The organism is Sphingomonas sp. FG14, from assembly GCF_057809675.1.
Genome location: NZ_JBMDKK010000002.1, coordinates 71,564 through 87,323 on the forward strand (window position 1 = coordinate 71,564; position 15,760 = coordinate 87,323).

Annotated in this window: 12 protein-coding genes; 5 read left to right on the plus strand and 7 right to left on the minus strand. The window is 67.5% G+C overall.

Annotated features, from left to right (window positions below):
- Positions 1-5 precede the first annotated feature (5 nt).
- Positions 6-1,640, minus strand: coding sequence for a thiamine pyrophosphate-dependent enzyme (locus tag ACODTA_RS08500; protein ID WP_489065469.1), 1,635 nt, complete (start codon positions 1,638-1,640; stop codon positions 6-8).
- Positions 1,641-1,928: 288 nt separating this feature from the next.
- Here ACODTA_RS08500 and ACODTA_RS08505 point away from each other — a divergent pair, with 288 nt between their 5' ends.
- Complete coding sequence (locus ACODTA_RS08505; protein ID WP_489065470.1) at positions 1,929-4,232, plus strand: TonB-dependent receptor; 2,304 nt, start codon at positions 1,929-1,931, stop codon at positions 4,230-4,232.
- Between the two features lie 228 nt (positions 4,233-4,460).
- Here ACODTA_RS08505 and soxR read toward each other — a convergent pair whose 3' ends face one another.
- Positions 4,461-4,925, minus strand: coding sequence for a redox-sensitive transcriptional activator SoxR (gene soxR, locus ACODTA_RS08510; protein ID WP_489065471.1), 465 nt, complete (start codon positions 4,923-4,925; stop codon positions 4,461-4,463).
- Between the two features lie 124 nt (positions 4,926-5,049).
- Positions 5,050-5,688: a TetR/AcrR family transcriptional regulator gene (locus ACODTA_RS08515; RefSeq protein WP_489065472.1), complete on the minus strand. Its 639-nt coding sequence runs from the start codon at positions 5,686-5,688 to the stop codon at positions 5,050-5,052.
- Between the two features lie 118 nt (positions 5,689-5,806).
- On the opposite strand from ACODTA_RS08515, the gene ACODTA_RS08520 reads away from it, so the two are divergent.
- From ACODTA_RS08520 to ACODTA_RS08530, 3 genes are read left to right on the plus strand one after another with little or no spacing between them, the layout of a single operon-like run.
- A complete protein-coding gene (locus tag ACODTA_RS08520) occupies positions 5,807-6,940 on the plus strand; it encodes an efflux RND transporter periplasmic adaptor subunit (protein WP_489065473.1) in 1,134 nt (377 codons plus the stop codon).
- Between the two features lies 1 nt (position 6,941).
- Positions 6,942-10,019 carry an efflux RND transporter permease subunit gene (locus ACODTA_RS08525; RefSeq protein ID WP_489065474.1) on the plus strand — a complete coding sequence of 1,026 codons (3,078 nt, stop codon included), beginning with the start codon at positions 6,942-6,944 and terminating at the stop codon, positions 10,017-10,019.
- The gene (locus tag ACODTA_RS08530) at positions 10,012-11,406 is read left to right on the plus strand and encodes an efflux transporter outer membrane subunit (RefSeq protein WP_489065475.1); all 1,395 of its coding nucleotides are present in this window, start codon (positions 10,012-10,014) and stop codon (positions 11,404-11,406) included. Before ACODTA_RS08525 ends, ACODTA_RS08530 begins: the two co-directional genes overlap by 8 nt.
- 51 nt (positions 11,407-11,457) lie before the next feature.
- Here ACODTA_RS08530 and ACODTA_RS08535 read toward each other — a convergent pair whose 3' ends face one another.
- Positions 11,458-12,156 (minus strand): pirin family protein, encoded by a 699-nt coding sequence (locus ACODTA_RS08535; RefSeq protein WP_489065476.1) that lies wholly within the window; start codon positions 12,154-12,156, stop codon positions 11,458-11,460.
- A gap of 115 nt (positions 12,157-12,271) precedes the next feature.
- On the opposite strand from ACODTA_RS08535, the gene ACODTA_RS08540 reads away from it, so the two are divergent.
- Positions 12,272-13,201 (plus strand): LysR family transcriptional regulator, encoded by a 930-nt coding sequence (locus tag ACODTA_RS08540; RefSeq protein WP_489065477.1) that lies wholly within the window; start codon positions 12,272-12,274, stop codon positions 13,199-13,201.
- A 7-nt stretch (positions 13,202-13,208) separates the two neighbouring features.
- Here ACODTA_RS08540 and ACODTA_RS08545 read toward each other — a convergent pair whose 3' ends face one another.
- The 3 genes from ACODTA_RS08545 to ACODTA_RS08555 are packed head-to-tail and all read right to left on the minus strand — an operon-like array spanning position 13,209 to position 15,754.
- Positions 13,209-13,928: a YoaK family protein gene (locus ACODTA_RS08545; protein WP_489065478.1), complete on the minus strand. Its 720-nt coding sequence runs from the start codon at positions 13,926-13,928 to the stop codon at positions 13,209-13,211.
- A gap of 10 nt (positions 13,929-13,938) precedes the next feature.
- On the minus strand, positions 13,939-15,333 hold the full coding sequence (locus ACODTA_RS08550; protein ID WP_489065479.1) for an alginate export family protein: 1,395 nt from the start codon (positions 15,331-15,333) through the stop codon (positions 13,939-13,941).
- Positions 15,326-15,754, minus strand: a complete 429-nt coding sequence (locus ACODTA_RS08555; RefSeq protein WP_489065480.1) for a DoxX family protein — start codon at positions 15,752-15,754, stop codon at positions 15,326-15,328. The genes ACODTA_RS08550 and ACODTA_RS08555 overlap by 8 nt, the downstream gene beginning before the upstream one ends.
- Positions 15,755-15,760: the final 6 nt, after the last annotated feature.

Consider the following 15,760-nt stretch of genomic DNA (forward strand, 5'->3'; position numbering starts at 1 on the left):
TGCGCTTACTCCACGCCCTCGAACGCGGGCGGGCGGATGATGAAGGGCCAGGGCGACGCCATGTCGCCGCACGGCACCTCGATCAGCGCGGGTTCGTTGCGTTCGAGCGCGGCCTTCACCGCCTTGTGCAGCGCCTCGGGCGTGGTGACGCGTTCGGCGCGGATGCCGAAGCTTTCGGCGAACTTGCAGAAATCGGGGTTCTTCAGGTCGGACGCGATCAGCCGGCCGCCGAACCATTCCTTTTGCTGGCGCTGCACATTCTGGAACTTGTTGTTGTTGAACAGCACCGTGACCAGCGCGATATTGTGCTGCGCGGCGGTCGCCATCTCGTTGGCGGTGAACAGGAAGCCGCCATCGCCCGCGATGTTGACCACCGCCTTGTCCGGGTGCGCGGCCTTCACGCCCAGCGCGGTCGCATAGCCATAGCCCAGCGTGCCCTGATAGCCGCAGGTGACGATATGGCGCGGTTCATAGACCGGGAAGGCATACCAGGACGTATAGCCGACCTGGGTGATCTCATCGACGAAATAGCCGTCGTCGGGCAGGGCGGAGCGGATCGCCGCCAGATAGGATGCCTGGGGCTGGACGCGATCCTCGACATCGCCGCGGATCCGCGCGGCGAGCTGGGTCAACTCGTCCTCGCGCGAGGCGCGCCTGTCGAGCACGCCCGCCAGCTTCTCGACCAAAGCGGGCACCGCGTCGGCGGCGTCGGCATGGATGGCGACGGCGGGTGCCGCGATCCGGTCCAGCTCCTCCGCATCGATGTCGATGCGGATCACCTTCATGTGCGGCGGCACTTTCCAATAGAGATATTGCTGCTCCATCCGCGTGCCGAGACCGATCACGACATCGGCGTTCTTCCACAGCTCATAGCCCGCCGGGAACATCTGCGAGAGATAGGACCGATCGGAAACCACGCCGCGCCCGCTGCGGAACGAGACGACGGGCGCCTGCAGCATCTCCGCGAGCTGGTGGAGCGACGCGCCGGCCGCGATCGCGCCGCCGCCCGCGATGATCAGCGGATTGCGCGCGGTCTTGAGCAGCGCGACCGCATCGGCGATCGCGTCGTCGTTCAGCGCAGGGGCCTTGTCGATCGTCGCGGCGGGCAGCAGGTCCGCTTCGGCGCGGTCGCCCATCACGTCCATCGGCATTTCCAGGCTGACCGGCCGGGGGCGTCCGCTCAGCATCTGGCGGAAGCCCTCGTTGACCAGGGCTGGCGCCCCCTCCACCGTCATCGCGCGGTCGGCCCATTTGGTCAGCGTGCGCATCGTCGCGAGCTGGTCGGGCAGTTCGTGGAGATAGCCGATGCCCTTGCCCAGCCCCACCGTCGGGATCTGCCCGGTCAGGCAGAAGACCGGCGCGTTGGTGGCATAGGCGGAACAGAGCGCGGCGGTGGTGTTGAGCACGCCGGGGCCGGGAACGACGGTATAGACGCCCGGTTTTCCGGTGGACCGGGCATAGCCGAACGCCATATAGGCGGCGCCCTGTTCATGGCGCGTGCCGAACAGGCGCAGCCTGTCTCCGGCGCCGTGCATGGCATCGAAGAAATGATCGAGTTGCCCGCCGGGCAATCCGAAAACAGTATCGACCCCATTGACCATCAACTGGCCCAAAAGGGCCTCGGCCCCGCTCTTCGACATGAAATCCGCCTCTTTGACGCAAGATGTTTTGTTGGCGGAATCGTGTCCGAAACAGGCCGTCAGTGGCAATTGAATCAAACTTTTGGCGGCCATTAGGTGGTTTGATGGTCGCGGGTCCGATATGCCCCGATTGGATTAGCGAGGATTATGGTCGCGATCAGTAAGCTTCGTTTGAAGCCCCAAGCGGCCTCAGCCGATAGTTCGCCCGAAAGATTTGGCCCGGCATGCGGGACAGGACGTCAGCAAAGACGCCTGATCGCAAGGGCTTAAGGATCGGGGAGAATATCGATGCGAACGACCTGCAAGACCTTGCTTCTCACGGCCACGGCCACGGTTTCGATCGTCGCGGCGATCCCGGCCATGGCGCAGGACGCATCCACCGCCGCCGAGGCCGCCGCGCCGGTTTCCAGCGACGAGATCGTCGTCACCGCGCAGCGCCGCGAGCAGAATCTGCGCGACGTGCCGATCAGCATCTCCGCCTTTTCCGCCAAGGCGCTGGAAAAGGCGAATGTCTCCGAAGCCAAGGATTATCTGGCCTTCGCCCCCAATGTCAGCTTCACCGAGGATGGCGAGACCGGCAACCGCTCGATCAACATCTCGATCCGCGGCGTCAGCAACATCGATCTCGGCGAGGCGTCGACCCAGCAGTCGATCGGCTATTATCTCGACGAGCTGAGCGTCGGCTCGACCGCCAACGGCACCTATAATCCGCCGCTGCTCGACGTCGAGCGCGTCGAGGTGCTGCGCGGGCCGCAGGGCACCTATTTCGGCCGCAACGCATCGGGCGGCGCGCTCAACATCACCACCAAGAAGCCGGGGCCGGACTTCTATGCCGAAGGCGGCGCCGAATATGCCAGCTTCGATACCTACAAGGCCTATGGCATCGTCAATGTGCCGCTGGCCCAGGGCCTGTATTTCCGTGGCCTCGCATCCTGGGACAAGAGCAACGGCCTGATCCGCAACATCAACCCCAAGGGCACGCCCAACAGCGGCTACGAATATCTCCATTTCCGCGGCGCGATGCGCGCGCAGCCGACCGACAATGTGACGATCGACCTCTCGGCCGCCTATTCGGACGAGGACGAGGGCTTCGACGCCACGGTGCCCTCGGGCGTGCTCGACCTCGACACCAAGAGCATCTTCGGCCCCGATTTCGCGGCGCTGCCCGACGGCGTCGGCTTCTATCCGACGAACCAGCGCCGGGTGAACCACAATGCGCCCGAATATAACCGCAACAAGTTCCTGTTGATCAACAACCGTATCTCGGTCGATTTCGACGGCTTCGCGCTGCGTTCGGTGACCGGCTATATCGACAGCAAGAACGGTCGCCTGTTCGATCAGGACAATATCTCCGCCGATGCGATCAACCGCATCAACCGCAATCGCGGTCGTTCGTTCAGCCAGGAACTGCGCTTGCAGTCGACGGGCAAGCAGAAGCTCGACTGGGTCGTGGGCGCGCTCTACGCGAAGGATCGCATCCGCCAGTTCAACAGCATCCAGGCGGGCGCCGACACCAGCTATGTCGATCCGCTGACGGGCAATGTCATCGGCCTGTTGCCGCCGATCCCGCAGGGCTTCCGGATCAACGAGAACAACAAGATCTTCAAGACCGAGAGCATGGCGGCCTTCGCCGACGTGACGCTCAACCTCGATCGCCTGCACCTGACGGTGGGCGGGCGCTATACCCGCGACAAGATCAGCAACAGCGCGTTCGGCGTCGTCGCGTTCGAGGGCGCGGTGCCCGATATCGCGGGCAGCAAGAGCTTCACCGATTTCTCGCCGCGCGCGGTGCTGCGCTACGAATTCAGTGACAACGACAATATCTACGCGTCGGTGTCGAAGGGCTACAAGGCCGGCGGCGTCGACATCAATTCGGGCATCACCTCGCCATTCCGGCCCGAGGAATTGTGGAACTACGAAGTCGGTATCAAGGGCAGCGCGCTCGACAACACGCTGCAATACAGCCTGTCGGCCTTTTATCTGAAATGGTCAGACCTTCAGGTGCAGACCAATTTCCTGCGCGATCCTAACGACATCAGCTCGGCGGTCGAGCTGACGCTCAATGCGGCCAAGGCCTCCAACAAGGGCTTCGAGATGGAATTGCAGGGGCGCTTGTCGCGCGAACTGCGCGCCATGGTCGCCTTCGGTTATCTCGACAGCAAGTTCGACAGCTTCCCGCTGGCGGTGCTCGCGGGCGGCAATTCGGTCAACCTGACCGGGCTGCGCCTGCCCAAGACGCCGCGATTCACCGTCACCACCGCGCTCGATTACGAGCGTCAGATGACCGACGATCTGAGCCTGTACGGCCGCGCGGAGCTGAACTTCCGCTCGGCGGCGGCGGGCGATCTGGAAGGTGTCGCATCGGAACAGCTCGGGCTGCCGCGCTTCCCCTATAATCCGTCGGCTTATGCCGTCGTCAATCTGCGGTTGGGTGTGACCACCGGCCGTTTCGAGATCGGCGGCTATATCGAGAATCTGACGAAGACCGACTATTACACCGGCACGCAGGACAATTTCGGCCTGGGCGGCATCCGCCTGCGCCCGCATCCGCGCGTGTTCGGCGTGACCGGGAAGGTCAAGTTCGGAAGCTGATGTTCGGAACGGGATCCGGCTGATGCTTCACGGAAAGGCCGGATCCCCGCTTTCGCGCAGTGGTGTCCGAATAGTGCGCCAGCCCGAACGGATCTGGTGGCGGCGGCGATGTGAATCCGGCTTGTTATGGATCCGTACCACACCATGTCTCGATATTGAGCTTCTTCGCTCATTGCCGGACAACCGCGCGCCTTCGCGGGGCTGACAGGAGGGGGCGGTGGGTCGATATCAATCCGGGTCGAGCAGTCGCGCGCCGCTGCCTTCGCGCGCAAGCGCATCCTCCGGGTTGCGTAACGGGCAGTCCTCGATCGACAGGCAGCCACAGCCGATACAACTGCTCATCTGGTCGCGCAGGCGGGTGAGGCGCGCGATCCGGTCGTCGAGTTCGTCGCGCCATTCGGTGGACAGGCGCGCCCAGTCGGCGGCGGTCACCCTGGGGCCATGGCCGAGCGTCGCCAGCCGCTCGCGGATCGTCGCGAGCGGGATGCCCGCGCGCTGGGCGATCTTGATCACCGCCACCGCGCGCAGCACGCCCCGGCCGTAGCGCCGCTGGTTTCCGGCGTTGCGATCGCTCCACAACAGGCCCTGCGCCTCGTAGAAATGCAGCGTGGAGACGGGCACGCCCGCGCGCGCGGCGACCTCGCCCACGCTCAACGGCCGATGCACATCGAACGGCCTGACTTTTACGCGCATGCCGGTTTCCCTATTTACCTCAACTATTGTTGAGGTTTTATAGGGGCGCTTCCGATTCGAAAAGGAAGCAGTCTTGTCGTCCCCATCATGCGCCGCCGTCCCGGTTTTCCGGGGTTCCGCCCGATCAGGCGGCGATCATCCGCAGATAGAGCCGGGCGAGCATGTCGCCGATCTGCCCCGGCGTGCGGCCGGTGACGATGGTTTCGTCGACGGCGCCGTGCAGGCCGTGGAACATGACGACCGACACGCTGGCGGGATCGTCGACCGCCCAGATGCCGGCGGCGTCCCCGGCGGCGAGCAGGTCGGCCAGGTTGCGCACCAGCGGGATATCGCCCATCGCCTCGCGCAGCGGCATCTCCGCGCCGTGGAAGACCACGTCGTGCAGCGCGCGCATGTCGAAATAGGCGTCGACCGCCGCGATGATCCAGGCGGTCAGCCGGCCGTTCCAGTCGGTCTCCGCATGGCGGCCGGTCGCGGCGAGGATGCGATCGAGAAACTCGTCGGAGAAACGCGTGCGCAGCGCGTCGAGCAGATCCGCCTTGGTATCGAAATAATGGTAGAAGGTGCCCTTCGCGACGCCCGCGCGCGCCGCCACCTCGTCCACCGTCGTCGCCTCAACGCCGTTCTCCACGAACAGCACGCCCGCCGCCTCGACGAGCGAGGCGCGCCGCATGTCCGCGCGGCGCGGCGGCGGTTCGGCGTTCGCCAGGCGCGACTTCAGCCGGTCCATGCGGGTGGGGCGGCCATATTTTCCTTCGCTCATGTCACGATCCTGCGCGCTCGATCGTCAAAGTGCGAGTGGCTTGACCGATCGACGCTTAAATAATAATCGTTCGCAATAATTCCGACTCATAGTCGGTTCATGACGGAAACGCGATATCATGACAACCGAGACCCCAGAATCCCCCGTGCCAGCGCGCCTTGGCGGCCTTGGCGGGCGCCCGTTGCTGATCGCGCTCGTCGCGGTGCTGCTGCTGTTCGCGCTGCTTTATGGCTGGCGAACGGCGCGCAGTTCGGCAGCGCCGCAGGGTGCGCCGCCCCCTGTTCCGGTCGCGGCGATCGCCGTGGAGCCGACCGAGGTGCCCGCCGCGCTCGAGGCGGTCGGGTCGCTCCGCGCCGTGCGGGAAGTGATGCTGGCGCCCGAAGTCGCCGGCCGGATCGTCGCCATCCGGTTCGAGGCCGGCATGCGGGTGGGGGCGGGCGCGCCGCTCGTCCAGCTTTACGACGCCCCCGAACGCGCCGATCGCAGCGCCGCCCGCGCCCGCGCCGATTTCGCGGGCGTCCAGCTTGCGCGGTCGCAGGAACTGGCGCCCAGCGGCGCCGAACCGCGCGAATTGCTCCAGCAGCGCCGCGCCGAGCGTGACCAGGCTGTCGCTTCCGTCCAGCAGTTCGACGCGCGGATCGCGCAGAAACAGGTGCGCGCGCCGTTCGCGGGCGTGCTGGGCGTGCGCCGGGTCAATCCGGGCCAATATCTCAATCCCGGCGATCCGATCGCGACCCTGACCGCGCTGGACGCGCTCTATGTCGATTTCGCGCTGCCCCAGCAGGAACTCGCGCGGCTGCATGTCGGCGCCACGGTGAACGTGACCGTCGATGCGTGGCCCGGCCGCGTCTTCGCCGCGCGTGTCAACGCGATCGAGCCGCGGATCGGCGCGGACACGCGCAACGTCTCGGTCCAGGCGATGCTCTCCAATCGCGACGGCGCGTTGCGCCCCGGCATGTCCGTGACGGCGGCGCTCGCGCTGCCGCCCGAACAGGGCGCGCTGGTCGTGCCGGCAACCGCGATCCAGACATCGGCCTCGGGCGACAGCGTCACCGTGATCCGTGGCCCCGACGCGCGCCGCAAGGGCAAGGCGGAAGCGGTCTCGGTCACGACCGGGCGCCGCATCGGCAACCGCGTGATCGTGACGCGCGGGCTGAAGCCCGGCGACGTCGTCGTGACGGAGGGGCAGCTTCGCGTGCAGCCCGGCGCCGATGTCGTCGTCGCGCCCGCCCGCCCGGCCGGAGCGCGCTGAGATGCGTTTCACCGACATCTTCATCCGCCGCCCGATCCTCGCGATCGTCGTCAGCCTGCTGATCCTGCTGGTCGGCGGCGCCGCGCTCTTCCTGCTGCCCGTCCGGCAATATCCGAACATGGAAAGCGCGACGATCGTGATCGACACCGGCTATCCCGGCGCCACGCAGGACGTGATGCAGGGCTTCGTCACCACGCCGATCGCGCAGGCGATCGCGACCGCGAACGGCATCGAATATCTCACCTCGACGTCGAGCCAGGGCAAGAGCCAGGTCAAGGCCAAGCTGGTGCTCAACGCCAATGCCGACCGTTCGATGACCGAAATCCTCGCCAAGGTGCAGCAGGTGAAATATCGCCTGCCGCCTGGCGCCACCGATCCGGCGATCACCAAGATCACCGATGGCGCGTCCGAGATCCAGTATATCTCGTTCACCAGCGATACGCTGAGCGTGCCGCAGATCACCGATTTCGCGACGCGTGTCGCCCAGCCGCTGATCACCGCCGTTCCCGGCGTCGCCTCCGCCAAGCTGGAGGGCGGGCAGGCGCTGGCGATGCGCATCTGGGTCGATCCCGCCAAGCTCGCCGCGCGCAATCTGTCGGCAAGCGACATCGCGGCGGCGCTGCGTTCCAACAACGTCCAGGCGGCGCCCGGCCAGCTCAAGGGCAGCGACACCGCGATCAACATCACCGCCACCACCGACCTGACCGGAGTCGAGGATTTCCGCCAGATGGTGGTCAAGAGCGGGGCCGACGGGCTGGTGCGGCTGGGCGATGTCGCCACGCTCGAGCTCGGCGGGCAGAATTACGATTCCAACGCGGCCGCGGACGGCAAGGTGGGCATGTTCATCGGCATCGCGCCCACGCCCGACGGCAATCCGCTGGAGATCATCAAGGGCGTCAACGATCTTCTGCCCGGCATCCAGAAGGTCGCGCCGCCGGGCCTGAAGGTCTTCAACCAGTTCGACGTGGCGCATTTCGTCAACGCCTCGATCGACGAGGTCACGCACACCTTGGTCGAGGCGATCGTGATCGTCATCATCGTCATCTTCCTGTTCCTGGGCTCGTTCCGCGCGGTCATCATCCCGGTGATCACCATCCCGCTCTCGCTGGTCGGCACCGCCGCGCTGATGCTGGCCTTCGGCTTCTCGCTGAACCTGCTGACCCTGCTCGCGATGGTGCTGGCGATCGGCCTGGTCGTCGACGACGCGATCGTCGTGGTCGAGAATATCCACCGCCATATCGAGGAGGGGCTGAGCCCGATCCGCGCGTCGCTGATCGGCGCGCGCGAGATCGTGGCGCCGGTGATCGCGATGACGATCACCTTGGCGGCGGTCTATACGCCGATCGGCCTGATGAGCGGGCTGACCGGGGCGCTGTTCCGGGAATTTGCCTTCACCCTCGCCGGATCGGTGATCGTATCGGGCGTGATCGCGCTGACGCTGTCGCCGATGATGAGTTCGGTGCTGCTCAACGCCAAAGTCAATGAAGGCCGGCTCGCCCAGGCGATCGAACGCAACATGGAGCGGGTGACCGCCGGCTATGCGCGTATCCTCGATCGCACGCTCGCCGCGCGCGCGGCGGTGCTGGTGGTCGGGCTGGGCGTGCTGGCGGCGATCGTGGTGTTGTTCACCGGCGCGCAGCGCGAACTCGCGCCGCAGGAGGACCAGGGCTACGTCTTCGTCGCGTCGAAGGCGCCGCAATATGCCAATATCGATTATACCTCGCGCTTCAGCGGCGATATCGAACGCATGTTCCGCACGCTTTCCGAATATCGCAGCAGCTGGTTCGCCAACGGCACCGACGGCACCAATAACGGCTTTGGCGGCGTCATCCTGAAGGACTGGGACCAGCGGACCCGCTCGGCCGACGAGATCCAGGCGGAGCTGAACGGCAAGGGCGGCGCGATCACCGGCATCTATGCCACCGCCTTCCAGCCCGCGCCGCTGCCCGCGGGCAGCGGCGGCCTGCCGGTGCAGATGGTGATCCGTTCGTCCGACGAGTTTCCGGAGATCTTCGCCACGCTCGAACGCATCAAGGGCGCGGCATGGGGCAGCGGCCTGTTCGCCTTTGTCGACAGCGATCTGGCGTTCGACAGCCCGGAGGCGCGGATCGTGGTCGATCGCGCGAAGGCGGGCCAGATGGGCGTCTCGATGGAGGCGATCGCCGACACGCTCGCGATCCTGGTGGGCGAGAATTACATCAACCGCTTCAACTGGCACGACCGGTCGTACGACGTCATCACCCAGGCGCCGCCGGGCCAGCGGCTGACGCCCGACAATCTCGGCCGGTTTTATGTGAAGGCCGCGTCGGGCGAACAGGTGCCGCTGTCGACCGTGGTGCGCATCGACATGCGCCCACAGGCCAACAAGCTGCCCCAGTTCAACCAGATGAACGCGGCGACGCTGTCGGCGGTGCTCGCGCCCGGCGTCACCATGGGCCAGGCCGTCGATTTCCTGAAGAATCAGCAGGTGCCCGCCGGCACGACGATCGACTGGCTGTCCGACAGCCGCCAATATGTGACGGAGGGAGACCGGCTGACGATCAGCTTCGGCTTCGCGCTGATCGTCATCTTCCTGGTGCTGGCGGCGCAGTTCGAAAGCTTCCGCGATCCGCTCGTCATCCTGGTCACGGTGCCGCTTGCGGTCTGCGGGGCGCTGGTGCCGCTCTATCTCGGCTTCGCCACGCTCAACATCTACACGCAGATCGGCCTCGTCACGCTGATCGGCCTGATCTCGAAGCACGGCATCCTGATGGTGTCGTTCGCCAACGAGATCCAGAAGCATGACGGGCTCGATCGGGTCGCGGCGATCCGTCGTTCGGCGGCGGTGCGCATGCGGCCGGTGCTGATGACGACCGCCGCGATGGTCGCCGGGCTCGTCCCCCTGCTGTTCGCGAGCGGGGCGGGCGCGTCCAGCCGGTTCGCGATCGGCATCGTCGTGGTGATGGGCATGCTGGTCGGCACGCTGTTCACCCTGTTCGTCCTGCCCACCGTCTACAGCCTGATCGCGCGCGACCACCGCGTCGAGGCGCAGACGGCACGCGAGCATGAGCTCGCCACCGCGGAGCTTGCCCATGCGTAAACTGATCCAGGCCCTGATGCTGATGTCGACCGCCGCCTGCGCGGTCGGCCCGGACTACCGCCCGCCCGAACGCGCATCGGCCGCGCCCGGCGCGTTCGTGACGACGACCGCCGCGACCGATCCGGCGCTGCCGCTGCCCGACGATTGGTGGCGGCTCTACGCGGATCCGGTGCTCGACCGGCTCGTCGCACGGGCGCTGGCCGCCAACACCGATCTGCGCGTGGCCTCCGCCAATCTGGCGCGCGCCCGCGCGGTGCTGGGCGAGGCGCGCGCCGGCCGCCTGCCGACCACCGGCATTTCGGGCGGCGCCAGCTATGGCGACGCGATCCAGGGCAATCCCGTTGGCGGCATGGATCGGCAAATGAGCTATTCGGGCGGCCTGTCGCTTTCCTGGGAAGCCGATCTGTTCGGCCGTGTCGGCCGCGCGATCGAGGCGGCGCGCGCCGACACCCAGGCAGTGGAGGCCGCGCGCGACATGGTGCGGGTGACGGTGGCCGCCGAAACCGCGCGCGCCTATCTCGATGCCTGCGCCTTCGCCGAAAGCGCCACGATCGCGCGTGCCTCGCTCGAAACCGCCGATCACGGGCTGCGCATCGTGACGGCGCAGCAGCGGGCGGGATCGGCCGGCAGGCTCGATGTCGAGCGCGCCGCGACGGCGGTGGCGAACGCCCGCGCGGCGATCGCGCCGGCGGACGCGCAGCGCAGCGTCGCGCTGTTCGAACTGGCCGCGCTGCTGGGGGAGGCGCCGGGCGGCGTTCCCGCCGATGCCGCGCGCTGCGCCGCGCCGCCATCGCCCGTCGCGGCGCTGCCGGTGGGCGACGGCACGGCCCTGTTGCGCCGCCGGCCCGACCTGCGCGAGGCCGAGCGCACGCTGGCGGCGGACACCGCACGCATCGGCGTCGCGACCGCCGATCTCTATCCGCGCATCAGCCTGGGGGCTTCGGGCAATTATTTCCGCAACGACAGCGTGCGCGGCAATGACAGCTTCTCCTTCTCGCTGGGGCCGCTGCTGTCGTGGAGCTTCCCCAATGTCGCGGTCGCGCGCAGCCGCATCCGCCAGGCCGAGGCGCAGGGCGAGGCGTCGCTCGCCGCGTCCGACGGCAGGGTGATCACCGCACTCAAGGAAGTGGAGCAGGCGCTCACGCTTTACGGCAGCGAGCGCGAGCGCAATTTGGCCCTCGCCGAGGCGCGGACACGCGCGGGAACCGCGTTCGAGCTGGCGGACGCCCGTTATCGCGCCGGATCGATCGCCTATCTCGATCTGCTCGTCGCGCAGCGCGAACTGATCGACGCCCGCGCCGCGCTCGCCGCGTCGGCGCAGCGGCTGGGCTCGGCGCGGGTCGATCTGTTCAAGGCGCTTGGCGGCGGATGGGGGCAGGCGGGCTGACGTCAGCGAAACGGCGCCATGACCCGCGAGTCATGGCGCCGTCGTTCCGGATCAGGCGGCGTCGACCAGCACGATCTCGCTGTCCTCGGTCGCCGTCACCCGCAGCACCTCGACATCCCTGATCGCCGCGCCGTCGCGGGCGTTGACGCGGATGCCCTCGATCTCGACCGCGCCGGTGGCGGGGACGAGATAGCCGCGACGATCCTTGCCCAGCGGATATTCGGCGGTCTCGCCCGCTTTGAGCGAAGCGCCGACGACGCGGGCATCGGTGCGGATCGGCAGCGCGTCATTGTCGTTGTCGAAACCGGACGCCAGCACCACGAAGCGCCCGGCGCGCTCGCCCTTGGGGAAGGGCTTGGCGCCCCAGCTCGGCTGCTCGCCGGTCTTCGAGGGGATGATCCAGATCTGGAAGATCCGCGTCGTCACGTCCTCCAGATTATATTCCGAATGCCGCACGCCCGTGCCGGCGGACATCACCTGCACGTCGCCCGCTTCGGTTCGGCCCTTGTTGCCCAGGCTGTCCTCATGCGTGATCGCGCCTTCGCGGACATAGGTGATGATCTCCATGTCGCGATGCGGATGCGGGGGAAAGCCGGTCTTGGGCGCGATGGTGTCGTCGTTCCAGACGCGCAGGTCGCCCCAGTTCATCCGGGCATCGTCGTGATAGCCGGCGAACGAGAAGTGATGCTTGGCATCCAGCCAGCCGTGATTGGCGCCGCCAAGGCTGGCGAAAGGGCGAAGTTCGATCATGGTCTGTCTCCTCGATGCCCCGTGGGGCCTCTGCTGTGATGAGAGGGAGATAGAGGTTGAGACCTTTCTATTGAACTGGCATAAAATCGGTTCAAATGTTCGATGGAGTTGAACGATGGCGAACCCGGGCACCCCGACGCTCGATCAGCTCAGGATCTTCCTCGCCATCGTCGACACCGGCAGCTTCGCGGCGGCGGGGCGGCGGCTCAACCGCGCGGTCTCGGTGATCAGCTATGGCATCATGAACCTGGAACAGCAGCTCGGGCTGACGCTGTTCGAGCGGGAGGGGTCGCGCAAGCCCGTGCTCACCACGGCGGGCCGTGCGTTGCTGGCGGAGGCGCGCGCCATCTCGCAGGGCATCGACGGGCTGCGCGCCAAGGTGAAGGGGTTGCTCGACGGCCTGGAGGCGGAGGTCGACCTGGCGGTGGACGTGATGCTGCCGGCCGATCGGCTGGGCAAGGTGCTGCGCGCCTTTGCGGCCGAGTTCCCGACGGTGTCGCTGCGGCTTCATGCCGAGGCGCTGGGCGCGATCACCGCGATGGTGCTCGACAGGACGGCGGTGGTCGGCATCTCGGGCCCATTGGCGGCAGGGGTCGAGGGGGTCGAATGCATCTCCGCCGGATCGGTGCCGATGGTGCCCGTCGCCGCGCCCGATCACCCGCTGGGGCGCATGGAGCGGATCGCGCCGGGCGCGGGACGCGATTATACCCAGCTCGTGCTCACCGATCGCTCGCGCTTCACCGAGGGGCAGGATTTCTCGGTGCTGAGCCCGAAGACCTGGCGGCTCGCCGATCTCGGCGCCAAGCACGCGCTGCTGCGCGAAGGGATCGGCTGGGGCAACATGCCGCTGCCGATGATCGAGCCCGATCTGGTCGCGGGCACGCTGGTGCGCCTCCACATGCCCGATCATCCCGGCGGCACCTATCGCTTCGCGGGCGTCTGGCGGCGCGACACCCCGCCCGGCCCGGCCGCGTCGTGGCTGCTCGATCAGTTCGTCGCGCTGGGCGTTAACGATGTCGAGGAGGACGGGTTCGGGGATATCTGAGCCCGTATCACGCCGGCCGCGCCGATCCGGGATGGAAGGCGCAGGCGGCGGTGCCCGCCAGAACGAGCGCGCCGGCCAGGATCAGCGGCACGGTCAGCCCGGTGCGCATCACCAGCACCGCGCCCAATGCGGCGCCGCCGAAGATCGCGGCGACGCTGCCGATGCGCCGTCGCCAGTTGATGTTGGCGCCGCCCGCCAGGCTCGAATCGGCGGCGAGCCCGGTCAGCGTCAAGGTCAGCACCGTCGTGGTGAGATCGGGCACCTTGAGCTGGCGGATCGTCGCGTTGCGGAATCCCATGGCCAGGCCGGTCAGGATGATGATCGCATAGACGCTGCGATCGGGCGTCTGCGTCGCCACGTCGAAATCGATCGCGATGGCGGCGGCGATCCACAGCAGCACCGCCTCGATCGTCGCGGCGATCATCAGCCAGCGGCGCAGCGGCCGGCCGGCATGCGCCTTGCCCGTCCGGCCCGCGACCAGCGCGCCCGCCAGGAAAGCGACGATCGCGACCAGATAGGGGGCGACGCGAAAGCCCGGCGTGCCCGCCGCCGCGAAGCCCAGGAAGACGATATTGCCCGTCATGTTGGCGGTGAACACCTTGCCCAGCCCGAGCACGCTGATCGCGTCGACCAGGCCGGTCGTGACCGAAAGCAGCAGCAGCAGCCCGGCCAGTGGCGGGGCCTGGGTCGTGGGCTGGGATGGCGATTGGGGCGGGGTGGTGCTCATGGCGTGCCTTTCAGATCCGGAAATTGGCTTCTAGGCCGAACAGGCCGATGGTGCGGGCCGGCCCGGTCTGGCGGATGAAGCCGCCGGGCTGGAATGCGGAAAGCGATGTCGAGAGTTCGAGCTCGGGTGTCGCCTGCCAGCTCAGCGCCGCCTCGATCTCCTTGCCGATGAAGCGGTCGCGCGCGGTGCCCGGCGCGCGGATCAGGTTGCCGGGAATGTCGTACACGCCGTCGCCGCGCGCATAGCGCCAATAGGCCATGCCGGCGATCGCGAGCGAGACGTTGCCGCCCAGGTCGAGCGAGACGCTGGGGTTGAGGTTGACGATGTTGTAGGGGCCGACCGGCGAGAGTTCGCCGAAATATTTACCCTTGGGAAACAGCGCGTTGAAGGTGGCGAGCGTGCCGTCCGCTGGATCGCGGTCGCCGCTGACGATGTTGAAGCGCATCACCGCGCGCGGCGCCAGCGGAGTCCGGGGAAAGCGCCGGCCGACTTCGCTGCCGAGTGTCCATGCCCTGATTTTTCGGGCTCTGATCCCTTGGCCGGCGAAGCGGCCGAATTGCGCCACCGCCTCGACATTCCAGTGCCAGTCGCCGGTATCGCCATGGCTGCGCAGTCCCAGGCTGTGCCGTCGTTCCTCACCCGAAACGCCGCCGAAACGCGCATCGCTGTTACGATAGCCGAGATAATAAAGGTCGAGCCCCGGCAGCGCGGCATAGGCGCCCCAGAGCGATCTGGTGGGTGAGGAACGGTCGTCGAACGATCCGGTGCCGGGCCTGACCGGCCGCGCCGCGAACAGGCTGATCTTCGTCGCACCCCGGATCAGGTCGGCGCGCGCGCCGTCGAAGGCGAGGGGGACATTGGGGCCATAGCGCGTGCCGACCAGCCGTTCGGTGCCGAGCGACAGCATCTGCCGGCCGGCGCGAAGCGAAAGCCGGGTCTCTCCGCCCAGCGGCAGAGCGACCTCGCCGAACGCCTGGAGCAGGTCGATGCGGCTTTGGTCGATCGGCCCGGCGGCCGGGGCCATGCCGACGGCATAGGCCGCGATCGGCTGGACAAAGGCGCGGACCGCGCCGACATGCAGGTCGGCATAGGGAAGCGCCCGCGCCCAGAGATAGGAATCACCGGGCGCGTCGGCGGCGCCCCACAGCGCGTCGCGGTTGCTCTCGGAACGCAGCCGGATCTCGATGCCCGTCGTCAGCCATGCGTCGCCGGCCGCGTCGAGCGGGATATATTTGAAGGCCTCGCTCCAATGCCCGTTCCGCGCCGCCGGATCGGCGAGCTTCGACCAGTCCTCGTCATAACGCGTGTTGGTGAGCGTCGGCGCCCGCCAGGCTTCGCCGGCCTGCGCCGACGCCGGCGACGCGCCGGCCAGCAGCAGCGCGATGGCGGGCATATGGCTAGCCACGGCTCGCCCGCCGGTGCGAGAGGATCGCGACGAGCACGAATCCGCCGATCAGCCCCAGATGTTCGAAAAAGGCGTTGGTCGCCATGAAGCGATCGGGGCCGTCCATCGTCCAGAAGGCGTTGGCGACGATGGCCGCGAACAGCGTGAACACGCCCAGCATGCCCGCGCCCAGCCAGGCCAGCCGGTCGAGCAGGATCAGCGCGGGGCCGATCAGTTCGACCAGGATGGTGAGCGCCGCGAACAGCGCGGCGGGCTGCACGCCGAAATGCGCCTGTTCCGCCACCGCGCCCTGCCAGTCCGCCAGCTTGACGACGCCGCCGATCAGATAGGGGCCGACCAGCGCCAGCCGCGCGACGAACCAGCTTGCCGGCCAGTCGAGGATCGCGGCGATCGGGCGGGGCGTGGTGCCGGTCCGTGTCATCCTGTC